The organism is Chloroflexota bacterium, from assembly GCA_016235055.1.
Lineage (GTDB): Bacteria > Chloroflexota > Anaerolineae > JACRMK01 > JACRMK01 > JACRMK01.
In genome coordinates this window covers 62,978-87,248 of sequence record JACRMK010000061.1, presented here as the reverse complement: position 1 = coordinate 87,248, position 24,271 = coordinate 62,978, and the positions used below count along the sequence as shown (strand labels likewise).

General features: G+C 65.1%; 22 protein-coding genes. 9 read left to right on the top strand and 13 right to left on the bottom strand.

The genetic code is table 11. The features are described 5' to 3' along the window. Positions 1-7: 7 nt before the first annotated feature. The 3 genes from HZB53_15865 (at position 8) to HZB53_15855 (ending at position 4,608) form a co-directional block, all read left to right on the top strand. Positions 8-790 carry a hypothetical protein gene (locus HZB53_15865; protein MBI5879124.1) on the top strand — a complete coding sequence of 261 codons (783 nt, stop codon included), beginning with the start codon at positions 8-10 and terminating at the stop codon, positions 788-790. A gap of 30 nt (positions 791-820) precedes the next feature. Then, complete coding sequence (locus HZB53_15860; GenBank protein MBI5879123.1) at positions 821-1,645, top strand: hypothetical protein; 825 nt, start codon at positions 821-823, stop codon at positions 1,643-1,645. A gap of 149 nt (positions 1,646-1,794) precedes the next feature. Then, entirely contained in the window at positions 1,795-4,608 is a 2,814-nt protein-coding gene (locus HZB53_15855; protein ID MBI5879122.1) for a cyclic nucleotide-binding domain-containing protein, read from the top strand. A 134-nt stretch (positions 4,609-4,742) separates the two neighbouring features. On the opposite strand, the gene lysA is transcribed toward HZB53_15855, so the two are convergent. The 7 genes from lysA to HZB53_15820 all read right to left on the bottom strand — a co-directional run bounded on the left by lysA (position 4,743) and on the right by HZB53_15820 (position 13,492). Beyond that, entirely contained in the window at positions 4,743-5,987 is a 1,245-nt protein-coding gene (lysA, locus tag HZB53_15850; GenBank protein MBI5879121.1) for a diaminopimelate decarboxylase, read from the bottom strand. Positions 5,988-6,230: 243 nt separating this feature from the next. Next, on the bottom strand, positions 6,231-7,493 hold the full coding sequence (locus tag HZB53_15845) for a M20/M25/M40 family metallo-hydrolase (protein MBI5879120.1): 1,263 nt from the start codon (positions 7,491-7,493) through the stop codon (positions 6,231-6,233). A gap of 109 nt (positions 7,494-7,602) precedes the next feature. Further along, on the bottom strand, positions 7,603-9,000 hold the full coding sequence (locus HZB53_15840; GenBank protein MBI5879119.1) for a M28 family peptidase: 1,398 nt from the start codon (positions 8,998-9,000) through the stop codon (positions 7,603-7,605). An 80-nt stretch (positions 9,001-9,080) separates the two neighbouring features. Next, positions 9,081-9,425 (bottom strand): hypothetical protein, encoded by a 345-nt coding sequence (locus tag HZB53_15835; GenBank protein MBI5879118.1) that lies wholly within the window; start codon positions 9,423-9,425, stop codon positions 9,081-9,083. A gap of 297 nt (positions 9,426-9,722) precedes the next feature. Continuing rightward, complete coding sequence (locus tag HZB53_15830) at positions 9,723-10,631, bottom strand: ABC transporter permease (GenBank protein MBI5879117.1); 909 nt, start codon at positions 10,629-10,631, stop codon at positions 9,723-9,725. A 34-nt stretch (positions 10,632-10,665) separates the two neighbouring features. Then, complete coding sequence (locus tag HZB53_15825) at positions 10,666-11,640, bottom strand: ABC transporter permease (protein ID MBI5879116.1); 975 nt, start codon at positions 11,638-11,640, stop codon at positions 10,666-10,668. 115 nt (positions 11,641-11,755) lie between these two features. Beyond that, complete coding sequence (locus tag HZB53_15820) at positions 11,756-13,492, bottom strand: peptide ABC transporter substrate-binding protein (GenBank protein MBI5879115.1); 1,737 nt, start codon at positions 13,490-13,492, stop codon at positions 11,756-11,758. A 427-nt stretch (positions 13,493-13,919) separates the two neighbouring features. Between HZB53_15820 and HZB53_15815 the strand changes: the two genes are divergently transcribed. Both HZB53_15815 and HZB53_15810 read left to right on the top strand, forming a co-directional pair. Continuing rightward, positions 13,920-14,846 (top strand): aldo/keto reductase, encoded by a 927-nt coding sequence (locus HZB53_15815; GenBank protein MBI5879114.1) that lies wholly within the window; start codon positions 13,920-13,922, stop codon positions 14,844-14,846. 31 nt (positions 14,847-14,877) lie between these two features. After that, entirely contained in the window at positions 14,878-15,990 is a 1,113-nt protein-coding gene (locus tag HZB53_15810) for a hypothetical protein (protein MBI5879113.1), read from the top strand. Here the strand turns inward: HZB53_15810 and HZB53_15805 are convergent. The 6 genes from HZB53_15805 to radC all read right to left on the bottom strand — a co-directional run bounded on the left by HZB53_15805 (position 15,977) and on the right by radC (position 20,832). Continuing rightward, a complete protein-coding gene (locus tag HZB53_15805) occupies positions 15,977-16,864 on the bottom strand; it encodes an aminoglycoside 6-adenylyltransferase (GenBank protein MBI5879112.1) in 888 nt (295 codons plus the stop codon). The genes HZB53_15810 and HZB53_15805 overlap by 14 nt on opposite strands. Beyond that, positions 16,864-17,091 (bottom strand): hypothetical protein, encoded by a 228-nt coding sequence (locus tag HZB53_15800; GenBank protein MBI5879111.1) that lies wholly within the window; start codon positions 17,089-17,091, stop codon positions 16,864-16,866. The genes HZB53_15805 and HZB53_15800 overlap by 1 nt, the downstream gene beginning before the upstream one ends. 7 nt (positions 17,092-17,098) lie before the next feature. Then, entirely contained in the window at positions 17,099-18,199 is a 1,101-nt protein-coding gene (locus HZB53_15795; protein ID MBI5879110.1) for a site-2 protease family protein, read from the bottom strand. An 87-nt stretch (positions 18,200-18,286) separates the two neighbouring features. After that, on the bottom strand, positions 18,287-19,594 hold the full coding sequence (locus HZB53_15790) for an MFS transporter (protein ID MBI5879109.1): 1,308 nt from the start codon (positions 19,592-19,594) through the stop codon (positions 18,287-18,289). A gap of 42 nt (positions 19,595-19,636) precedes the next feature. Beyond that, positions 19,637-20,032, bottom strand: coding sequence for a hypothetical protein (locus HZB53_15785; protein MBI5879108.1), 396 nt, complete (start codon positions 20,030-20,032; stop codon positions 19,637-19,639). Between the two features lie 68 nt (positions 20,033-20,100). Beyond that, entirely contained in the window at positions 20,101-20,832 is a 732-nt protein-coding gene (gene radC, locus HZB53_15780) for a DNA repair protein RadC (protein ID MBI5879107.1), read from the bottom strand. Between the two features lie 463 nt (positions 20,833-21,295). Between radC and HZB53_15775 the strand changes: the two genes are divergently transcribed. From HZB53_15775 to HZB53_15760, 4 genes are all read left to right on the top strand, one after another. After that, a complete protein-coding gene (locus HZB53_15775) occupies positions 21,296-21,829 on the top strand; it encodes a hypothetical protein (protein ID MBI5879106.1) in 534 nt (177 codons plus the stop codon). Between the two features lie 792 nt (positions 21,830-22,621). Next, positions 22,622-23,362: a TIGR04255 family protein gene (locus HZB53_15770; GenBank protein MBI5879105.1), complete on the top strand. Its 741-nt coding sequence runs from the start codon at positions 22,622-22,624 to the stop codon at positions 23,360-23,362. Continuing rightward, positions 23,359-23,712: a hypothetical protein gene (locus tag HZB53_15765; GenBank protein ID MBI5879104.1), complete on the top strand. Its 354-nt coding sequence runs from the start codon at positions 23,359-23,361 to the stop codon at positions 23,710-23,712. The genes HZB53_15770 and HZB53_15765 overlap by 4 nt, the downstream gene beginning before the upstream one ends. Before the next feature lie 12 nt (positions 23,713-23,724). Then, a complete protein-coding gene (locus HZB53_15760) occupies positions 23,725-24,261 on the top strand; it encodes a hypothetical protein (protein MBI5879103.1) in 537 nt (178 codons plus the stop codon). Positions 24,262-24,271 lie beyond the last annotated feature (10 nt).

The following is a 24,271-nucleotide window of genomic DNA, read 5'->3' as shown; positions in this document are numbered from 1 at the left end:
GTTCGCTATGAGCCCGCGTTATCGTTGCCTGCTGGCGGGACTTGCGGCTGGTTTGCTTGCCGGGTTGTTGCTGGCCTGCGCGCCCGCATCGCCCACGGTGATCGCACGCCTGGCAACGCCGACGGCCGAGCCGCCGACGGCGGCGCCGACGTTTACGGCGATTCCGGCCACCCCGTCTGAAACGGCCACCACAGTGCCGACCAGCACATCCGTTCCGGCCACGGCGACGGCGACCGCCACGCCTACGCCGACCAGCACGCCGCCGCCCACAGCCACCGCCACGCGCCGGCCGCCGACGGCCACGCCGCTGCCGACCGACACGCCCAAGCCGGCGGTGGACTTCAAGGTCATTGAGCAGCGGTTGCTGGGGGTCAAGGAGAATGGCGGGACTACCTCCAACGGCTCGATCGTCTCGTGCGGCTTCCTGCACATCTACCTGATCAAGGTCATCGATATCAACAATGTGCCGCTGCCGAACATCCTCGTGCGGCGCGTCTATGCCGGCAACGCCCAGATACCACCGACCGGCGTCAAGGGGCCGGGCATGACCGAAGAGGTGACGCCGACTCACGATGGCGACATGCTCTTTGTGATGGGCGACACGACCGGCGCGAAGTTCACCAGCGAGCAGACGCGCGACCTGACGATGCGTGACACGAATATTCCCAACGCCGATCTTATTGCGGGCGGGTACTGCCGCGACAACACGGAGTGCGCCTACCGCAAGGCCAATAACCTGTTGTGCGCCGGGCATTACTCCTACAGCGTCATATTCCAGCGCCAGTGGTGATCGTAGCGCTGCAAACATCGTGACTTCACTATGAGCCAGTTTGACCGCTACTTCCTGGCCGGCCTGGTCGCCGGACTGCTTGCCGGGCTACTGTTGGCCTGGGCGTTGCCGCTCGGGCCGGTCGCGCTCGATCCGCCGGGCCTCAAGCCCGAGATCCGGGAGCAGTGGGCGGTGCTGGCGGCGATGACCTACGCTACCGATGGCGATCTGGACCTGGCCAGCCGCCGTATCGCCGTACTCGGCGGCGAGCCGCGCGATATCATAGCGCCGCTGGCCGAGCAGTATATCAACCAGTTGAAGCCGGAGTCGCAGCGCCGTAGCCTGGCGAAGCTGGCGTTGGCGCTCGGCGCCGACTCGGTCAACCTGCGCGTTTATGGCGCCACCCCGGTGGTGACCACCACTTCGCGCCCGGTCGCCAGCCCGTTTCCGGCGCTCTCACCCAGCCCAACGATTGGCACAGCCATCACGCCGCGCCCGACGCCCAGCGTCACTCCATCCCGCACGATCTACCGCTTGTTCGAGCAGACGCGCGTGGCCTGCGATCAGGACAAGAACGCCCCGCGCGGCCGCATCCTTGTCTATGTTCAGGATTCGGGCGGGAAAGGACTGGCGGGCACGCGCCTGCGGGTGCAGTGGGCCGATGGCCAGGACGTATTCTTCACCGGACTCAAAGGCACCGACCCCGGCTACGCCGACTTCGATATGCAGCCGGGGCGTTCGTATAGCGTGCAAGTCGCCGACGGCATCAGTCCGGCGGCGTCCGGTCTCGACACCGACCAACTCCAGCCTGATTGCCCAAATGACGGCAAACCACATTTCCGTGCATGGCGTCTGGTTTTCCGCCGCGTCGACTGAACGCCCGTTCGATCGCTTCCTGCTCAGCGAGGCCTCGAAGCAACGCTGGTTGAATAAAGTGTCTGGTTCTTGGCTGCCCCGGATTTGCAGGTTTGGGGGATTTCGCTGACAATTACCGCGAACCTTACGCGTGAGGACAAACGCCATACATGAAAGAAACCTTCATACAGAACGCCCCGCTCTTTTCGTCGCTGACGGCCGAAGAACGGCAGGTTGTGGCCGATGCGATGAAAGAGATGGCGTTCGCTAAAGGCGAAACGCTCCTGGCGCAGGGGCAACCCACCCGCCGACTGTATCTGGTACAATCGGGATGGGTCAAACAGGTGACGTCGATCGAAGGCGGGCGTACCCTTATTAACAATCTGGGTGCGGGCAGCCTGGTCGGCGACATGGACCTCTTGCTCGACCAGCCCGCCTCGACCACCGCCCAAACTAACAGCGATGTGCTGCTCTGGGCGCTTTCCCAGACCGACCTCTCCAGGATTCTTGACGAACATCCCCGTATTGGCCTCAAACTAAGCTCTGCGATTGGCGCGCGCATCAAACAGGTGGACCGCTACCTGGTCAACCGCCGTTTGCGCGCCATGCCGCTGCTGGCCGACCTGGAGCCGGACCAGTTGGCCGCCATTGCCGAGCGCTTGTCGCCCATGGAAGTACGCCGCGGCGGCCTGATCTTCCGGGCGGGCGCGCATGGCGATGCGATGTTCATTATTGAGGAAGGCGAGGTCATGTTGACCTCGGCCGCTGAGGAAACCGGCGATCCGTACCGCCAAATGGGCCCGGGCGACCTGCTGGGCGAAATGTCCCTGCTGACCGGCAAGCCATACGATGGCGTGGCGCGCGCTTCGAGCGAAGCGACCCTCTGGGTCCTGCGCCGCGAGGACTTTGCCGCGGTCGTCGCCCGCTATCCCGGCATCCGGGTGGCGATCAGCAGCCGCATATCCGGCTCGCTCGGCGCCGAAGACCGCCAGACGGCGCAGCACTTGCTGTCCAAGTTGCCGCTGTTTGCCGACCTGCCGACGGCATCGCTCGACGCCGTCGCCGGCGTGCTTGTGCTGCGCCACTACCCGGCAGGCGAACGCGTGTTCAACATCGGCGACGCGGGCGACGCGATGCTGGTCATCGAAAGCGGCCTGCTCAAGCTGACCAACGCCGACGGCGTGTCGCGCATGCTGCGCGCGGGCGAGCAGTACGGCCACAACAGCCTGCTGACCGGCCGCAACCGGCCCGACTGCGCGGTGGCCGACGTCGATACCAATCTCTGGATCCTCTACAAATCCGACTTCGAGGCGCTGGTGTCGCGGCATCCTTCGCTGGGCACATCGCTCGGCAAGGCGGTCACGGCGTACCTGGAAGTCTCCGACCGGTTGTTCCTCGATTCGCACCTGCGCGGCATTTCGCTCTTCGCCGGCCTGAGCGACGCGGAACTGCGCGATATCGCCGATTCGCTGCACGCGGTCAAACTGGGGCGCGGCGAGGCCGCTTTCAACGAAGGCGAGCGCGGTGACGCGATGTACTTCGTCGAAACCGGCGAGGTGCAGGTGGCAACGCGCGTGGGCGACTCGCATCAGATGGCTTTCGAGCGTGTCGGTGCCGGCGGTTTCTTTGGAGAGATCGCTCTGCTGACCGACAGCCCGCGCAAGTCGACCGCGCGCGCGATCAACCCCGACACCCAACTCTGGGCGCTGTACAAGTCTGACTTCGACCGGCTGGCGATCAAGCACCCGCAATTGGCGCTGACGCTGAGCAAGGTGCTTGGCGAACGGCTGTCGCGCGCCGATTCGCGCGCACCGGCTGCGATCCGGCAGATCAAGCCGCCGTCCGGCAACGCGCGCATCCCGGCCACGACCGCCATGGGCCAGCGGCCTCTGACGGCCCGGCCGTCGTCGGTGCCGCCCGTTCAGCGGCCGTCGGCCAAACCCGGCAATCGCCCGTCGACGTTGAAAGCCGCGCCGCTGTCTGTGAAACCGGCGGTTCCGACCCGGCCCGGCCAGCCGCAAGCGCGCCCGGTGGCGGCCCGCCCGGCGCCGTCGGTGGTGCGCAAGCCGTCGGGCGCAATCCCGCCGCGCGCCGTGGCCGCGCGCCCGCAGAACCGCAGCGCGGTTGCCGTGCGCAGCGCCGACCCGGTCAGCGTGGCGCTGTACAGCAGCGTCAACTGGATGCTGGAACGCCCGATCGGTTTCAAGTTCCGCCTGGTCGCGATGACCATGGTGTTCGTCTGGCTGTGTGGCATCGCCGCGCCGATTACGGCGATCTCCGCGCTGGCGATGGCCGGCAATAACAACGCGCCCACGGCGGCGATCGCGGGCATCGCGATCAACGTCTCAGGCGACAGCGGCATGCCGCTGCCGATCGAGGTCGCCCAGGCCGCCGCGACGTTCACGGCGACGCCGCTGCCGACCAAGACACCGACCCCGCAGTCCACCGCAACCGCAACCGCGCGCCCGACCGATGCGCCGACGCCGGTCCCGCCGACCGCGACCGCGCGGCCCGTGATCCGCATCGTGCCGACGGACACGCCGGCGCCTTCGGGACCGGTGGCCGCTGGGGCGCCTGCTGCGCCCGCGGTGGACTATAAAATTCAGTTGGTGCGCCGCTTGACGGCATGCGAGAACGGCGGCAATCATCACCTGCATATCATCGTGCTGGATGCGCAGGGCAACGGCATGCCGAATAAGCAGGTGGAGATCACCTGGCCGTCGGGCACGTTCAAAGACACGACGGGGCAGAAGAACGAGAACATCGCCTTCCTCGGCATCAACCAGCAGACCACCCCAGGGTACGTGAACTACCCGATGTACCATGGCAGCTACCAGATCCGCGTGCTGGATGGCACAAGCGAACGGACCGAGCCGCTGACGGTGGACATCCCGACCAACGAGTATTGCGACCGGACGGACAACCCGAACGGCAACTCGCTCTTCCACTACTCGTATCTGATCGTTTTCCGCCGGACGCGCTAACCCGCGCCGGGCGTTCGCAAGAAACCAGAAGGCGGCTCACCCTTGCGGGTGAGCCGCCTTTTTGTTTGCGTAGGGGCGAAGCATCGGCGCGGGGATGCGCGATTGCTTTGAACCGCCCCGCCGATGCTTCGCCCCTACGACGATTCGCGCTCGGCCATCTGCTCGTACGTCTCGCGCCGGGTGGACACCTGCCAGCGCTCGCCCTGCACCACGACTTCGGCCGGCAGCGGCTGCTGGTTGTAGCGCGACGCCATCGCGAAGCCGTATGCGCCTGCATCCATGACCGCGATCAGGTCACCGCGCCGGATGGCCGGCAGCTCGCGGTCTTTGGCCAGCACGTCGGACGACTCACAGATCGGCCCGACCACGTCGGCGGTCAGCGCGGGCAGGCCGTCGCGCGCGGCACGCACCTCGTGCCACGCCCCGTACAGCGCCGGGCGCAGCAGGTCGTTCATACCGGCATCCACGACGACAAACGTCTTGGCGCTGGTGCGTTTCACGTGGACGGTCGTCGCCAGCAGTGCGCCCGCGGGGCCTACCATACTGCGACCCGGCTCCAGCACCAGTCGTGAGCCCTGCAGTGCCGTCTCCGTGCCAAACGCCTCGCGCACGGCCGTCGCCCATTCCTGCGGCGCCATCGGGTTCTCGTCGTGGTAGGGGATGCCCAACCCGCCGCCGAGGTTGATCAGCGGGAGCGCGATGCCGTCGCGCTGCAGATCGAGCGCGAACCGCTTGATCGACTGCGCGGCCTCGAGCATCGGCCCCGGCCGCGTAATCTGCGAGCCGATATGGCAGTGAATGCCGACAATACACACCGTCTCCAACCGGCGCGCCGACTCGTACAGTGCGCCCGCCTCGCCGATCGGCACGCCGAACTTGGACTCTTTCAATCCGGTCGTGATGTGGTGGTGCGTCTGCGCGTCGATATCCGGGTTGACGCGAAAGGCGACCGGCGCGACGATGCCGCGCGCGCGCGCCAGATCGGAGACCAGCTCCAGCTCCTCGGCGCTGTCGACGTTAATGCACAGCACGCCGCTGTCGAGCGCGTAGCCGATCTCGGCGGGTGTCTTGCCGTTGCCATTGAAGACGATTTTCTGCGGCGGTGTGCCCCCCTTCAGCGCGCGCCATAATTCGCCGCCGCTGACCACGTCGGCGCCGACGCCGAGCGCGACGAGGTGGCGCAGGATCGCCAGGTTGGCGTTGGCCTTGTAGGCGTACGCGATCAGCGCGCCAGGGAAGGCGTTCAGGTAGGCGCGGGCGCGGCGCTCGATCTCGTCGAGCGAGTAGACGTAGGTCGGCGTGCCGGCCTCGCGGGCGATCGCCGACAGGGGCACGCCCTCGCAATGCAGTTCACCGTTGCGGTACTGGAAGTTCATAATATGGGCTCCGATCACAGGACACGGTCGCAAATTGTCATGTTGAGTGCGAAGGCACGGCCTCGGCCCGACAAACCCGCCTCGCGCACGAAACATCTGAAATGCCGCGCAATAGATGCTTCGCGCGCGAAGCGTGCTGCAAGCCGAATGCCCGGCGTTCGCGCTTCATCCTGTGCCCGCGCCGTAGGCGCGGAGCGGGGCGTAAGCCCCGCTGCACAGGACATGCATGACAAACGGTGTGTCAGCTTACGCGCACAGGTAATAGATCAGTTCCTTGGTGTGCGCCAGCAGGTCGGCCAAACGGATGTTCTCGTCGGCGCCGTGGGCGTTGCTTTCACCCTGGCGGCCCATGCCGGCGTTGACGAACTGGTCGGTGTGGCAGATTTCCGCAATGTCGGCCATGTCGGTGCTGCCGCTGCCGCCGGCGAATTTGAACTGGTCGTCGGTGTAGCCCTGCGCCTGCTTGAACGCCTCGCGCATGCGCTTGCGATAGGACGAGGTCTCGTCGTAGCGCACGGCCGGATAGGCGCGCACATACTCGACCTTCACGTCGAGCGCCTTGCTCTGCTGCCGCCCGCGCTCCACCGCTGCCAGCAGTTCCGCGACGACGTCCTCGTAGCGCTCCTCCGGGATGTACCGGCGGTTGACGAGCAGCGCGCACGACGACGGCACGATGTTGCTCTTGACGCCCGCGTGGATGATGTCGAGGTTGAACATCGGCGTGACGAACTTCGACGGCGCCTTGGGGTTCGGCCACGCGATGCTCTCCGACTCGCGTTTCTCGACCACGCGCTTGAGCGCCAGCAGTTCGTTCATGATCGGCGCCATCTCCTCGATGGCGTTGACGCCGAGGAAGTTGCTGCCGCTGTGGCACGACTTGCCGATGGTCGTGATGGTGAAGTCCACGTCGCCCGCCGAGCAGAGCCGCTCGATCGGGTCCTGCGCGCCTTCCATGCACAGGATGTGGCCTTTGACGTAACCCTGCTCGGCGAGGTATTTCGCGCCCGGGTAGACGCCGATCTCCTCGTCGGTGCAGATGATGATGTGCACGTCATAGCGCAGCGGCAGCTTGAGTTCGCGGATGATGTCGAGCGCAGTCAACAGCGAGGCGATGGTGCCTTTCATGTCGGCCGTACCGCGTCCGTAGATGCGCCCGTTGTCCAGTTCGCCGCCGAACGGGTCGTGCTGCCAGCCCTCTTCGATCGGCACGACGTCCATGTGCGCGTAGATCGTCACCGCTTCGGGCTGGCCGCTCGCGCGCGTAGCGACGAGGTTGATGCGCGGCCCCTCGAGCGGCAGCGGGATCTGCGCGACCATCTCGGGCGGCACGACGACCCGCTCGGTCGCGAAGCCGGCGGCGCGGAACTGCGGCTCCAGGTAGTCCACCAGCGTGTCGTAGTTCAGCCCCGGCGGCACGACCGTGTTGACGCCGACGATGCGGCGCAGCCGCTCGATGGTCTGCGCCTGCCGTGCCTCCACCAGCGCAAACGCTTCGGCAAACTCCGTCATAGCTCTCCTTCTCGCTTTACTCTCGCAGCCCCCGGTGCTGCTTACCGCTTCAACTGAACGTCGCGCGGGGACTTGTGTTTGGGATTTGGAAGTTGGGAGTTGGGATTTCTTAGAATGGCCATTTGTCCTGCGCGCGCAGCGGGCGCTCCAGGTCCTGGTCGATCAGCACCTGCTTGATCTCGTCGCGGCTCTTGCGCGCGCCCAGCAGTCCCGCGTGGTCGGCCAGCCGCGCCAGCATGCGCGAGACGGTCATCACGGCGGCCTTGATGTCCACTTCGGAAACCTTGTCGAGCGTGTCGGCGGCCGTGTGGCCGAAGCCGCGACCCAGCGCGGGGTTCTCCGTGCGCGCGGTGAAGTGCAGCGCCGGGATGCCCTGCATGAAGAACGGGAACGAATCGGTGGCGGTCACGACCCGGTCGCGCAGCGCCAGCCGGTAGCCGAACGACTGGGCGAGTTGGCGCAGCACGGCATCCGTGTCGGCGAAGCCATGCGTCAGGAAGCCGTGCGACGAAACCGGCCCCGACGCGCCGTCGAGGTTCAGCATCAGCGCCACGCGGCCAAGCGCATTCGCGCGTGCTTGCGCGTCGACGTAGAGGGTGGAGCCGAGGACGCCCAGTTCCTCGGCATCGAACGCGATCAGCCGCACCGTGCGGCGCAGGCGGCCGGATAGGCTGCCGAGGATGCGCGCCAGTTCCAGCACAACGACCGCGCCGGTGCCGTCATCTATCGCGCCCTGCGAGATGTCGTGGCCGTCATAGTGCGCGCCCGCGACGACGGTTTCGTCGCTCTGCCCGATGATTTCGCCGACAACATGGTAGCCCTGCCCCGGCTCGGCGCGGTTCTGGATGTGCAACTCGGCTTCGACGCGCCCGCGCTTGCACTGGCGCGCGATCTCCCAGCCATCCTCGTACGACAGGCCGACGGCCGCGATCTCCGCCAGCCGCCCGGGGCGCAGCGAGCCGGTTTCGGCCAGCATGCCGGGCGTGTGATTGACGTAGATGAACCCGATGGCGCCCGCCGAGACGGCGCGCCCGTACTTCTCGCGGCGGTGGATGATGCGCCCCTGTTCCGGGTTGGCCGTGGTGACCATGGCGATCTTGCCGGCCAGCAACTGCCGGGCGACCGCGTCGTCCCAATGCGCAACGCCGGTGCCGCGCGCGAAGTCCGCTTCCGAGCCAATGCCGCAGTCCACGACCTCACCGCGCAGGTGAGCGGCGTTGGGCGAGTAGACGAGCGAGATCGCCGAGCGCATGACACGCTCGACCGGAGCGCTGATCTTCAGGCTGCACTCGCCGCGCGTCCAGACAAGGAAGTCGAACGGCTCGGTGCGCGCGTTCGCCAGGCCGTACGCCTTGAAGCGGTCGAGGATGAAGTCGCGGGCGGCGCGGCCGCCGGGCGATCCGGCGAAGCGCGAGCCGATGTCGCACAGCGCTTCCAGGTTGGGGTAGGCGTCGGCAGAGGTCCAAGCTTCGCCGATCAGGTAGCGGTCGAGTTCAGTCCAGTTCATGAAATCTCCGATCGAAGTCACTAAACGGTAGTCCACAAGTTTTCGGTAACTTGATGTGACATCTGGTGAGATTAGTGCCCCTATGCCCTGCCGGAGGCCCGCTTGGAGGCTTTCTTGCGTGCCAGATAGTTTCTTGCAAAGCCGTACAAATATGTCTCGTTTGTAGGATCCTTTAAGCCCGCAGAGATTAGCATTCTACCGAGGCTATTGTCAATTTGCTTTGCGTCGATCTCGTGAAAACGCGCGACGGCAACGCTCAGTTTGTCATAGTCGAGACGGCGCGGTGTTTTGCCAACCGTTGGCTGGATTGCAACGTAGTCAACTTCAATATCAGTGATCTTAAACGTTGTTCGGCCTCCGCCGGTTTGAATCTCATCGCCAATCTGATAGCCTGCGTTGATTAGTTCAGCACGGGTTATTTTCACACAAGCCTCCTCAATTGAGTTGCTAATACCGTTTCAACCCGACCATGTCACAGCAGATCACAGTTTGGCCCGAGCCAAGCACTGTCATCCTGAGCGCGGAGGCAGCATCAAACCCTTTCATAGGAGCACGCGCACGAAGGACCTAAGACCTGTGATCTGCTGTGCCGCAGTCGATCACAGGTTGAGATGCTTCACGCGCGCGATGGACCGTATTCTGCGGGTCTTGCCTTCGCGTTCAGCATGACACATGCGCCCGCATGGTTCGACAAGCTCACCATGCGGCAGGTTCAGCCGACCTTAATCCACGTGGCGCGGGTCGAGCGCGTCGCGCAGGCCGTCGCCGACGTAGTTGATCGACAGCACGGTCAACAGGATGAACAGGCCGGGGAAGACGGCGGTCCACGGCGCGTAGGTCATCTGCCCCTGTGCGTTCTTGAGCATGTTGCCCCACGTTGCGGCGGGCGGCTGGACGCCGAAGCCGAGAAACGACAAGGTGGACTCGGTGATGATCGCCTGGCCGATGCGCAGCGTGGCGGCCACGATGATCGGGCTGGCGGCGTTCGGCAGGATGTGCCGGAAGATGATGCGCGGGTTGTGCGAGCCGGACATGATGGCGGCCTCGACGAACTCCTTGCGCTTCAGCGCGAGGAACTGGCCGCGCACCACGCGCGCCACGCCCATCCACGACAGCACGCCGATGATGATGACGATCGGGATCTCGCTGCCACTGAGCTCGGGACTGTTCAGGCCGCGCAGCAACTGCGCGAAGATCAGCAGCAGGAACAACTGCGGGATGGAGAGCATGAAATCGGTGAAGCGCATCAGGAAGATGTCGACCCAGCCGCCATAGAAGCCGGACAGCGCGCCGACGACCGTGCCGATCAGGATGGCGATCAGCATCGTCGCGAAACCGATGCGCAGCGACACCTGTCCGCCGACCCAGATACGCATCAGCAGGTCGCGGCCCAGCTCGTCGGTGCCGAACAGGTGCGCCGCCGAGGGCGGCTCGCGCATGATATCGACGTTGGTCTTTGGATCGTACTGCAGGACGAACGGTATGAGGATGCAGCAGGCGACGATCAGCACGATCGTGACCGCGCCGGCGACGCCGGTGCGGTGCCTGGTGAAGCGGCGCCAGACGATCTCGCGCAGGGTGCGCTGGCCGCGCGAGACTTCGGCAAAGGCCGCCGCGCTCGGCGGGTTCATCGGTTGGGCCTGGGCCATGTTCCGGCGACCTCCCTTAGTCGAAGCGGATACGCGGGTCGAGGAACCCGTACACGATGTCGGTGATAAGCCCGAAGAGCACGATCAGCGTCGCGCTCAGCATCAGGATGCCCATCATCACGGCATAGTCGCCGCGGTCGATCGAATTGAAGAACAGCCGGCCCATGCCCGGCCAGGAGAAGATCGTTTCGGTGATAATCGCGCCGGCGAACAGGCCGGGAATCTCCAGGCCGATGATCGTCACCAGCGGCAGGATCGCGTTCTTGATCGCGTGCCGCAGGATCACCAGCCGCTCGCGCAGGCCCTTGGCGTGCGCCGTGCGGATGTAGTCCTGGCTGATGACGTCGAGCATGCCGGCGCGCATGTAACGCAGGTGCGAGCCGAGGCTGAAGAACGTCAGCACGCCCATCGGCATGACCAGGTGCAGCAGCCGGTCTTCGAGCGTCGGGTTCGGATCGCCGATGGTGAACATGCCGCCGCCCGGCAGCAGCGGCCCGCCATCCGGGTTTCTGAGCATGACATTGAAAACGATAATGAGGATAAGTCCAAGCCAGAACAGAGGGATCGACTGGCCGACAAACGCGATGGTCGTCGTCAGGTAATCGAACCACGAGTACTGGCGAATCGCGGCCAGGATGCCGGCCGGAATCGCAAGCAGCAGCGCCAGTAGAAACGCGGGCAGTTGCAGATAAAGGGTGTTGGGCAGTTTCTCGATGATCTCGGTCATCGCCGGGCGGCGCGTGATCTCTGAGATGCCGAGATCGCCCGACAGCACGCTGCCGAGCCAGCGCAGGTAGCGCACCGGCAGCGGCGCGTCGAGCCCGAGCTCGGCCTGCAGGCGCGCGAGGTCCTCGGGCGAGATGTTGGGGTTGTTCTGGTACGCGGCCATTGGACCGCCCGGAATCAGGTTCATCAGCGTGAACACGGCAAAGCTGATGAGCACGAGCAGGGGCACGGCCTGGATGAAGCGCCGGATGATGAAGTTGGTCATCGCCGCGGTTTTTGTGCTGTCATGGTGCGGACCTGTGCGGCCGCCGGGGATTCGGTGAAGGTCCGGCCGCCCCACACTGCGGGCGGCCGGACCGTGAATCAGCACGAGCAGTCTGTTATTTCGAAACCCACCAGTTTTCGGCGTTCCAGCCGTTGTTGTCCCACGCGTTCTCAACCCAGCCCTGCAGGCGGTCGCGGTACGAATCGATGTCGAGCCGCTGATACAGGTAGATCATGTTGGTCGCGTCCTGCCCGGCCTTGACGACCTGGCAGTACATGTCCTTGCGCTTGACGGTGTCCGGCTCGGCGGCGGCCTTCTTGAGCAGGTCGTCCACCGCCGGATCGTTGAACCGCGTATAGTTCAACCCGCCCTTGTTGTCCACGCTTGGGATCACCCACGAGGCGAACAGGTTGACCATCTGCGAGTGCGGGTCTTCGCCGGCATTGGTCGTGTACATGATCAGGTCGAAATTGCCGCGACGGCGCGGCGAGGCCGCGTCCCACGTGCCGATCACAACCGCGGACGGCGCATTCTCGATGTACGCTTCGATACCGACGGCCTTCCAGTTCTCCACGATCAGCACCTGCGAATCCTCGCGCAGCTTGTTGCCGCTGGTCGTGCTGTACTTCAAGCGCAGGCGCTGGCCGTCCTTCACGCGGATGCCATCGGCGCCCGGCTTCCAGCCGGCTTCGTCGAGCAGTTGTTTGGCCTTGTTCGCATCGAAGGCGCGCGGTGTCGCCTTGCAGTCCCAGTAACCCGCATTCAATTCGCTGGTGCCCGGCTTAGCCTTGCCGAACAGCAATTTATCGATGATCACCTGCTTGTTGATCGCATACTCCAGCGCCTGGCGCACCTTGATGTCCGACAGGATCGGGTGCTTGGTCTTCGGATCGGACGGGTCTTTGTTCTCCGCCAGGTTGAGGAAGATGCGCTCGCCGCCGATCTGCAGCGGCTGTGACACCTTGATGCCGGGCAGCTTCTCCAGTTCCGGCAGTTCGGCCTCGGTGTTGTTCCACATGATGTCCACTTCGCCCGACTTCAGCAACTGCAGCGCGACTTCCGACGACGGGACGATGCGGATGATGAGCTGGTCGAGGTACGGCTTGTCCTTCTCGCGGTAGTTCGGGTTGCGATCGAGCGTGATGAAATCGTCGGCCTTGAACTCCTTGACCATGAACGGGCCCGTGCCGACCGGCTTGCGGTTGAACGCCCAGTTCTTCATGTCCTTCGGGTCGCCCGCGACCCTGGGCACGATCTCGTTGAACAGCGTCAGGTAGGGCGCGAAGAAGGTCTTGTATTTGACGACCGCAGTCAGGGGGTCGGGGCATTCGACCGTGTCGATGTCGGAATACCCGGTCGTCGAGCTGACGCCGACGTCCTTGGTCATGGTGGCCTGCCAATGGAACTTGACGTCTTCGCAGGTGAACGACGTGCCGTCGGAAAGTTTCAAGCCTTCCTTGAGTTTATACGTAACGGTCTTGCCGTCGGCGCTGACGCCGCCGTTCTGAACGGACGGCACTTCTTTGGCCAGGCTGGCGATGCGCGAGCCATCAGCGAGCACTTTGGTCATGCCTTCGAGCACGAAGATGTTGACCTCGTTCATGACTGTTTGCGTGCCCAGCAGCGGGTTCAGCGTGACGGGCGACTGCCAGACCGCCATAGTGATCTTGCCGCCTTTTTTCGGGGCGACGGCCGTCGGTGTGGCGGCTGCGGCGGGCGCGGTCGCGCCGGCCGCGGGTTTGGTGGCCTGGGCGGCCGGGGCGCTCGTGGGCGCGGGCGTCCCCGTCGTGCCGCAGGCGGCCAGCGCGAACAGCGCGGCGGCCAGCAGCAGCCAGGATATACGGAACTTCATACGGCTCCTCCTGTGTGGTTGGTAAAATACTGCACATTACGGGCCATTGCGTACAGAATATAGCATAGCCGTACTATCCAGTCAATCACATTGACGCGACGCCTGCGCGGTGTTATGATGGCGGGCATAATTAGACCGTTTCGAAGTGAGCGTGTCCCCAGGGGATTGTTGCAATAATCTGTGATACGATAGCAAACTCTGCCCTCCCCCCGGCCCCCTCCCAGCAAAGCTGGGAGGGGGAGCGAGTTAGAGGGGATTGGCGCGGCGGCTTTGCCGCCGCGCCAATCCCCAATAACTTTTCCCCTTCTCTCCCGCACGCGGGGGAGAAGGGGCCAGGGGATGAGGGGCTACTTCTGCCCATGCGCAACCGGCATGAGGAAATATGCAAGACGAAGCAGTATTTAGACTGTAACAGGGAGTCTGACGCATGCGCTATGTGCAACTGGGCCGTACCGGCCTGAAAGTCTCCGAGGCGTGCCTCGGCACCAACATGTTTGGCAACGTCGCCGACGAAGCGGCGTCGCGGGCGATGGTGGACGCGGCCATCGATGCCGGCATCAACTTCATCGACACCGCCGATATGTACGCCAGCGGGCGGTCGGAAGAGTATCTGGGCAAGGCGATTCAGGGGCGGCGCGGCAGCCTCGTGATCGCCACGAAGGTGCGCGGCGCGATGGGCCCGGGGCCCAACGACGAGGGATTGTCGCGCCGGCACATCATGGACGGCGCGGAGGCCAGCCTGCACCGGCTCGGCATCGACACCATCGACCTGTACCAGATGCACTGGCCGGACGCACACACGCCGCTCGAAGAGACGCTGCGCGCGCTCGACGACCTCATCGCGCAGGGCAAGGTGCGCTACATCGGGGTCTCCAACTTCGAGGCGTGGCGGATCATGCAGGCGCTCTGGATCAGCGACCGGCACGGCCACGAGCCGTTCGTCTGCCTGCAGCCGCACTACAGCCTGATCAATCGCGAGATCGAAGCCGAGACGCTTCCGATGTGCCACGAACAGGGCATCGCGGTGATCCCGTACAGCCCGACGGCCGGCGGCTTCCTGACCGGCAAGTACAAGCGCGGCGAGCCGCTGCCGGAGGGCACGCGCGGCGCGCGCAACCCGCAGTTTGCCAAGCGCTTCACCGAGGCCAACTGGGCCGCGCTCGACCGCCTGCAGGCGATGGCGCAGGCCAAGGGCTGCGGGCCGCATCACCTCGCGCTGGCATGGGTGGCCGCGCACCCGGCCGTCACCGCGCCGATCGTCGGCTGCAGCAACGCCGACCAACTGCGCGACAATTTGAAGTATCTCGATTACCGGCTCACGCCCGCAGAGCGCAAACAGCTCTCCGGCGAGTGAGATATCATCAATTCATGTTCGGGAGGATTCTATGACTCTTAACCCTACCTCAACCGTGCCGGTGGCGCCGCCGCCGAAGAAGGGCGGGCCGTGGCTGTGGATCGCCGGCGGCTGCGGCTGCCTGGTCGTGCTGTGCCTGTTTGTGGCCGCCGCGGGCTGGTTGTACGTATCGACCAACAAGGAACTGCAGGCGCTCTTCAGCGACACGCCGACGCCAACCGCGACTGCCTTCGTGCTGCCGACAACCCCGCCGACCGATGCGCCGATCCGCACTATTCCCACGGTGCGCGGCATCACCACGCCAGCCGCTACGCCTGCCGCTACATCCGCCGCGCCGCGCACGACGCCGACCGCGGCCGGGCCGACCGGGCGTTCGACGCCGGGCATCAGCCTGACGATCCCGCCGATCCGGCTGCCCACCATTGGCGGTGCCACGCCAGCAGCCGGTGGGGCGGCCGGTTTTGGCAAGCCGCGCTTCGCCGTCGGCGTGCTGAACGACGACACGCCGATCGACGTCCTCGACGCGTTCCCGCAGGGCACGACGGTCGTCTATGCCGTCTGGGATTACTCCAAGATGCAGGACGGCCAGACCTGGCGCCGCGAGTGGCAGTTGAACGGCAAGACGCAGACCGACCTGGTCAAAGAGACGGCGTGGCAGGGCGGCAATAGCGGCGTCTGGTGGGTCAGCCTTTACAACAAGGAAGGCGTATCGGTTGGCGACTGGACGCTCAACCTGTACGTGGACAATAAGCTGCAGCAGACGTCGAAGTTCCGCGTGGATGCCTCGCCGTCCGGCCAGCCGAACTTCACGCCGATCGTGTTTGCCGAGAACCGCGATGCCAAGGGTGGGCCGGTCGATCCGCTGCCGGCCGACAACGCCGTGCTCGATTCGGGTGTGACGCAGGTGCATGCGTTCTTCAACGGCATCGCCGTGCCGAAGGGCACCAAATTCACGACGCAGTGGTTCTACAACGGGCAGCCCGACACGAATGAGCAGTCGTTCACCTGGGACACGACGCCCACCGACTCGTACTGGGTGCGTTACTTCAAGACCGATGGCTCGGAACTGCTGTCGGGGGTGTACGAGGTCAAGATCAAGATCGGCACGCGGCTGGTGAAGGTCGCGTCTGTCACAGTGCCGTAGATTCGATCGCTTCGCGGATCCACGCGGCGACCGCCCGGTCGGCCGCGTCGGGGTACGCGACGTTCCACCGGCTGGCCGTCTCGCGCGCCAGCCGGTGGAACAAACGGTGCGTCGCGGCCATCGCGCGGATCAGGTCGGCCGCATCGTAGCGCGCGAAGGTGGCCGGCAGGTCGGCCAGCGCCGCCCGGTCGGCCCACTCGGACAACATGCGCCCGTCGTGCCATACGTCGGTCGCGGGGTCGCGGGTGGCGAGTGCGTGCCACTCCAGCATCGTCAGCAGATGTCGCTTCAGCGCGCCGTCGCAGGTCTCCCGCGCGCGCCACAGGTCGCTGCGCAGCGTGAAGCGCACGCCGCGCATCCACGCCATCAGGAATTCGCCGCAGCGGTGCGCGAACTCGTCGGCGGTTGGTGGTTGCGGCTGTTCCGGCGCGAACGACGGCAGCGGCTGCTCGCCCTGCGGGTCGAGCCGGTCGAACAGGCGACGCACGCCGCGCGCGACCACGAACGCATACGGCGACGCGCTCAGCAGTTCGGCCAGTGTTTGCGGTTCGCCGGCGCAGCCGGTGAACACGAAATCAACTTTCAGCCCGCCCGGAAATAGCGCCTGCCACTCGGGGTCTCCACGGCCGGTACGCTCCGGCACGGCCAGCCACGGCTCGCCGACGGCGGCCAGCCAGTCGGACGAGCCGGTATAGCGCGCCAGATCAGTTGTGAATACGACCAGATCGAGATCGGACCAGGCATCGGGGCCGTTCGCCTGCCGTGCCTGCGAACCGACCACCACCACGGCGCGCACGGCCGGATCGGCCAGCGCCCACGCCGCAATCGCCCGCTCGAGCGCAGCGTAGCGTGCCGTTGCGTTGTCGGCCGGCATCAATCCTCCGGGCCGCCCAGCCATTCGAGCAGCTTCATCACCAGCCAGAGCAGGCCAACGACGAGCGCCAGCAGGCCGAACACACCGAGCGCCGTCGCCAGCGCGCCGCCGCCAATGCGGAATGCCGCGAACGTCAGCGCGGCGATGATCGTGATGATCACCCCGCCAGTGATCAGTTGCCGCACCAGTTGCTGCGGGTGCTTGCGCGAGTTGAACTCCTGGGGCATGGGCCTCCTACCCGGCGGGCAGCGTGCCCGGCGCATGCAGCGCCGACTGGATCGCCAGGAACTCGCCGACATTTTCCAGCGTCAGCAGGCCGACGAGCTGGCCGCCGTGCATGATCGGGATCAACGGCGTGTCGCTGGCCTGCAAGCGCGGCAGCACCGTCTCCAGCATGTCGTACGAATCGGCTGTCTCAAAATTGCGCGCCATCACGTCGGCCACGCGCGCCGACTGGCCCTGCCGCGCCAGCGCCGCGAAGACCGTGCCGCGCGCCAGCACGCCGACCACGCCATGCCCCTCATCTTCGACCGGGAAATCGTGCTGCGTGCCGGAGAGAATCAGCGCGACCACATCGGCGAGCGTGCCGGCGCTGCTCACCCGGTGAAACTCGGTCAGCATGGCGCGGCCGACCGGAATGCCCGCCAGCGCCGTGCGCATCTGCGTCGCGCCGGACTCCTGCCCCGCGCCAATCCAGACGAACAGCGCGATGAAGAGTAGGAACGGGTTGCTGAACAGCCCGATGAACCCGAGTATGAAGGCGATGGCCTGACCGAGCGTCGCCGCCCATTGCGTGGCGCGTGCGTAGTCCAGTTTCATCGCCAGCAGGGCGCGCAGCACACGGCCGCCGTCCATCGGGAAGGCGGGCAGCAGATTGAACAGCGCCAGAAACAGATTGGTCGTCATCAGCCGCTCGAGGAACGGCCCGCCGGTCATACTCAACTGCTCGAGCGGCGTCCACTCGCCGCTGATCACCAGCCAGCCGAACAGCAGCGCGGCGATCACGAGATTGACCGCCGGGCCCGCCAGCGCCACCCACAACTCCTGCCGCGGGTCGTCGGGCATGCGCTCCAGTCGCGCCACGCCGCCAATCGGGTACAGCGTGATATCGCGCGTCTTGATGCCGTAGCGGCGCGCGGTCAGCGCGTGGCCGTACTCGTGCAGCACAACGCAGGCGAACAGCAAGAGCGTAAAGCCGACGCCCGACGCGACCGCCGCCAGGCTCGAACCGTCGAGCCAGTAACTCAGGGCGATCCAGCCGATGATGAGCAGAAACGTGGCGTGCATATACACGTCGATGCCGGCGAACCGGCCCAGCCGCCAGGCCCACTTCATAGTATTCTCCCTCCCGTCACGAAGACGGTATGCGCCCGTAGGGGCGCGTTGCACGCGCCCGGCATCCGCGCGGACCGCGCGGTCTCCCTATTCCAGCGCGCGCACAAACGGCGCGCGCGCCAGTACCAGTAGAAAATACAGCAGGCAGACCGATCCGCCGACCAGCACCGCATACGGCGCGCCGTTGGATGCGCCGTATGCGCCGGCAAAGACGGTCGCCAGCGTGCCGGCAAATAGCCCGGCCAGCGGCTGCATGCCGCGGAACGTCATCATATATACGCTCATGACCCGCCCGCGCAATTGGTCGGGCACGTTGGTTTGCAGCAGCGTCTGGATCGACGACGACTGCATCAGCAGCGCGCCGCCGACGAACGGCAGGACGAGCATCGACGTGAGCAGGTTGCGCGAAAAGGAGAACAGGATATGGCCGCTGGCAAAGACGAAGCCGCCGCCGGTGACGAGCCAGCCTTTGTGCTTGAAGTTGTGCAGCGAGGCCAGCGTGAGCGCGCTGATCAGCGAGCCGAGCGCGGCCGCCGAGAGCATCAGCCCCTGCCCGCTGGCGTCCATGTGCAGCACCTCGGCGGCGAAGACCGGCATCAGCGTCGAATACGACATGCCGAAGATCGCCGGCACCGTGACCAGGCTCAGCAGCACCAGGACCTGCCGGTCCTGCCGGATGTAGCTCAGGCCTTCCTTGAGGTTGCTCCACATGGAGGCTTTCATCAGCTTCGGTTGGAACGGCGCGATCCGCATCGCCAACAGCATCCCGATCACCGCGAGGTACGAGAGCGAGTTGAGCGCGAACGCGCCCGATTCGCCCAGCGTGGCCACCAGCACGCCGGCGACCGCCGGGCCGACGATGCGCGCCAGGTTGAACATCGTCGAGTTGAGCGCGATCGCGTTCATCAGGTCTTCCTTGCCGACCGTCTCGGCGACGAAGACCTGGCGCGCCGGCATGTCGAACGCGTCGGAGCAGCCGAGGCAGAACGCGATCAGTGCCACGTGCCAGACCTGCACCAGCCCGGTGAACGTCAGCACGGCCAGGATGCCCGCCAGCGTCATGGCCACCGTCTGCGTGACGATGATCAGCCGGTGCTTGTTGACCCGGTCCGCGACGACGCCGCCGAACAGCGCCAGCGCGAGGATCGGCACAGTCTGGCTGAAGGAGACGAGGCCGAGCGCCAGCGGCGAGCCGGTCAGGCGGTACACCAGCCACGGCTGGGCGACGTTCTGCATCCAGGTGCCGATCAGCGATATCAGCTGCCCGAACCAGTACAGGCGGTAGTTGCGATGACGCAGCGCGCGGAAGGTGTTCGGCACGGTGATGCCGAAGCGCCCGGCGATCTGCACGCGGATGGGCGGCCGCGGGTCCGGATCGGTCGATTCAACGGCCATGGATGCTCACGCTCCCGATGGGACCCAGACGGGCATCTCGGTTTATGCGGGCCGGCGGCGGGCCTGCCGGAGCGCCCAACCGAACACGGGCAGCCAGATCAGTTCGTTGACGACGGCCGCGAGCAGCATGAAGGCGACGGACTCGCCGCGCGCCGCGTAGTAGAGGAACGTCACGGCAGCCGCTGCCTTCGCCAGCAACAGCAAGGCGGCCAAGTCAGCGTTTCGCCCGTCGCCGCGCGCCAGCCGGTACGCTCCGAGCGCAACGACCAGGCTCAACACGCCGGCCAGGCGGAACAGCAGCACGTGCAGTGAGAACTCGTACAGCGCCGGGGGTATGTTTATGGCGCGCAAGACGATTCCGGGGACGGCGAATAGCGCCAGGCCGCTGACGGCGTGGTAGGCAGCCGCAACGGCCAGGCTCCACTGCAGGCGATTCATAGCATCCTCCGAGGCGCACCGGGCGCGCCTTCAATTATAGCCACAACGGGCAGGCCCGCCGAATGCGATCAGCCGAATCCGAGTCCGCGGTCCTTAAGGCTGACGTAGCGGCCGTGCCCGATCACCAGGTGGTCGAGCACCTCGATGTCGAGCAGTTTGCCGGCCTCGACGATCTGCTCGGTGACGCGCACGTCGTCGGGCGAGGGCGACGGGTCGCCGCTGGGGTGATTGTGCGCGACGATCAGCGCGGCGCAGTTGCGCCGGATCGCCTCGCGGAACAGTTCACCGACGCGCACGATCGCGCTGTTGAGGTTGCCGGCATAGACCGTCTGGATGTGGAGCACGCGGTTGCGGGTGTCGAGCAGGATGGTACGCATCTGCTCCTGCTCCAGCGCGCCCATCTCGACCAGCACCAGGTTGGCCGCATCGGCCGGCGACTTGACGACCGGCCGCTCATCGGGCGCTTCGACCATCAGCCGCCGGCCGAGCTCGAGCGCCGCCTTGATCTGCGTGACCTTGCTCTCGCCCATGCCGCGCACGCGCACCAGTTCATCCATCGGCGCGCGGTACAGGCCGCCCAGCCCACCGTGCTCGGTCAGCAGCCGTTCCGACAGCCGCACGACGTTCTCGCCCTGCGTGCCGACGCGCAGGACAATCGCCAGCAACTCGGCGTTGGTCAGCACCGCCGCGCCGTGCGTCTTGAGGCGCTCGCGCGGGCGGTCGCCGGCGACGAGGTCGCTGATGCGGGGGCTGTATTCGAGGCCGGCGGTTGGCTCCGCCGCGTGCTTGCGTCCGGCCATGGCGCTTCTCCTTGACGGTGACTATACGCCAATCGCCGCGCGCTTGTCAATCGGGTGGCGGGAGGGTTCAGGACCTTGCCAACGTCAATGCCTCCCTCTCCCTAACCCTCTCCCGCGACGCGCTGGTCAGCGGCTTCGCGCCGCTGACCGATAGGCGCGGCGGGGCCCGAAGCCCCGCCGCATCGCCCGCGTCGCAGGCGAGGGGATTGACTCCTTCCCCCGTTCGCACACGCCGCGAACAGGGGAAGGTCGGGATGGGGGCGCATAATCGACGCACCCTGCAGCGAGATCCCTTCGACGGCGCTTGCTGCCATTCAGGGTACGGTTGCCCTGACCGCAACAGGCCATGTCGCTTTCCCCGCGCCACACAGGACATTCGACCCGTGACCGCCGGCCGCTCACCCGCTATCCTTGAGCGCGGAGCGTTTGCGCCTACGGCGCGTTCAAGACCAGGAGGCAACGGATGAATGCTTCGCTCAATGTCCCGCCGCCGACCGGCGTGCGACCCGGTCGCGGCCCGCTCGGCGGCATCATGCTGATCGTGATCGGCCTGATCGCCCTGCTGTGGCAATTCATGCCGAACGACACGATAGCGCTCTGGTTCATGCCGCTGCTCGGCATCGTGTTCCTCACCTGGGGTCTGCTCTCGCGCGAGGTCGGCCTGCTGGTGCCGGGTGGCATCCTGATCGGCATCGGCGCCGGCGTGCTGCTGATGCGCGAGTGGCAGATGCCAGACAATTCGATGGGGACGTCCGCTATCTTTATGCTCACCTTTGCCGCCGGGTGGGCGCTCATCACGCTTGCCTCGTGGTTCATCCACAAGACCGTCTGGTGGCCGCTCATCGTCGGCGCGATCCTCGCGCTCGTCGGCGTCGGCTTGCTGTTCGGCAAACCGGCGCTGCCGTACCTGGAAATGGCCGGCAAGCTGTGGCCACTCATTCTGGTGGCGCTCGGGGTATGGGTGCTGTTCAAGCGGTCGGGCTGGAAGCGGTCGTAACGCCGTTTTCACCCCCAATATACGCGAAGCCCCGGCATGGTTTGCCGGGGCTTTTGTGCGTCCATCGCTTTGACAGACCTCCCCCCCGTCATTCTGGCGAGTCGTAGGGGCCGGGTCGCCCGGCCCGCTTGTCATTCCGGTATGGTTCGTTGTCCGCCGGCCTTCATCCTGTGCCCGCGCTACAAGCGCGGGGCGGGGCGTTCGCCCCGCCGCACAGGACATTGCCGGAGGACGCTTAACGGTCGGCGGCGCGGAGCCGCCGACCAGCGCCGGAATCCAGCAGCGGGCACATCAGGGCGTGGACATGGATTCCGGCTAACGACATGCCGGAATGACGATGGGCGTGGATGCCAGCCAACGACATGCCGGCATGACGATGGGCGTGGATGCCGGCCAACAACATGCCGGCATGACAAGTGGGCGGTGGATTCCGGCCAGAACCACGCCGGAATGACAAGTGGGCGGTGGATTCCGGCCAGAACCACGCCGGAATGACGGGTGGGCGGTGGATTCCGACCTGAAGCATGCCGGAATGACGCGAGGACCATAAGGCGAAAAAGCCAGCCCCCTGTGAGCTAGGCCCGGGTTCCCGGACGCACGGCATGGAGCCGGCTTTCACTCGCAGGCGACTGGCGCACAACTGCACATAAGCTTACCACGGGTCTGCGCGGTCACCAACGCCAGAGCGCCATGCAATTCACTCATGGAGTATAATCATACCGTAGTCCTGCTGTAATCATACTCGAATGCGCTACTCCGTGATAGCGGCGCAGCATTCAGGAGACAGGGACCATGGGCAAATTGTATGCGCATGCCCCGATTGTGGAAGCGCTTTGTGAGTTCCGGTTCGTGCCCAGCCAACCGTGGGACTGGACGGTTCCGGGACTGGTGTACGACAAGGTCAAGGCCGACTTCCCTCACAAACAACAACAGAACGTCCTGCAAGTTGAGATGCATGCCGAAGCCGATACGGTCGGCCAGACCGTCAAAGGCGGCATGGCGCGCATGCAATTTCTGCGCCAGGACAAACGCGGGTTGCTTCAAGTCGGGCCTGATCTACTCATTGTCAACCAACTCAAGCCGTATGCCCATTGGGCGCAGTTCAAGGAGATGGTGGGCCGGGGGCTGCAAGTATATCGCCAGGTCGCCGAACCTAAAGCGCTTGCGCGCATCGGGTTGCGTTACATCAATCGAATCGAAATCCCGTTGTCAGAAGTTCAGATTGAAGAATACATGGTGGCCGTGCCGCACATTCCGGCAACCGTGCCCCAGGTGTTCGCTTCTTGGATCGTGCGCGTCGAGATACCATTTGAGCAGTCAAACGGTCTGCTGGCGCTGCAGTCGGGCCAGATCGGACAGGACGGCAAGGGGCTGGCATTTCTGCTCGATCTGGATTTCATGACGCTCAATGCCGAAGCCGTGATGTTGGACAGCGCATTGCAGTGGGTGGAAACGGCTCACGACAACCTTGAACGGACGTTTGAGGCGTGTATTACAGACACTACCCGACGCCTGTTTGGAGAACAGCTATGATTGCACAGTTTGCAGCCCGCTCGGGGCCGGCGCTGCGCAGGCCCGATCACGGGTCCGCGGTTAGCCGGCACACGGTGGAACATGCGCCTGACTTGCCTCGGCCGTATGGCGAACGCGCATCGGCGGTTGAAGACGAGGGGATTCAAGACCTGTTCGCAAAAATCGAGGAAATGCTTCAGCGCATTCAGGAAATGAAAGCGACTTCAACTGAAGCCGAAGAAGAGATCCCCGAGGTGTTTGATCTGAAGCCGCTGATTAGCCGACGTGTACGCGTGAGAATCCTGCGCGTGGAGCGGTCGCCGTTCGTTTTCGTCGACGACCCAGACGCGCTTGATGATGAATTAGATTGAAGGGCGGTCACAATGCCCGGTGTGTATCCGTGGTATGAGATCGTTGAGGGCCCGGAACTCGAGCAGGGTGATATCTTGTTTGATTGCCCTGTTATCGAGCTTCCACCCGAATTGACTTACCCGCTCTCCGAGCCACTGGATGTCATCGTTGATCAACTTGACTTGATCATCATGACCCAATCGTGCGATCTCGTGAATGACAAGGTGCGCGATGTCATTCTATGTCCGCATTGGGAATTGAATGATGCTCCGCGCATGGATCCGGACTTTGCCAGGCGCAAGGCCTTGGAGTCCATTCTTAAGGGACAGCGCTATCGTTACCTGATGATTGATGCGCACACACAGCCGGAACTCGCGGCGCTGCGGGGAATTCGCATAGTCGATTTCGGTAGAGTGATCAACTTGCCCAAGCCATTCGTATCCACCCTGGCAAAACAGAAGGGACAACGTCTGCGCCTGCTGCCGCCATATCGCGAGCATCTGTCGCAGGCGTTTGCGCGCTTCTTCATGCGCGTCGGCCTGCCGCAGGACATCGAACTTCCAAAGTAGGCAAAGCGCG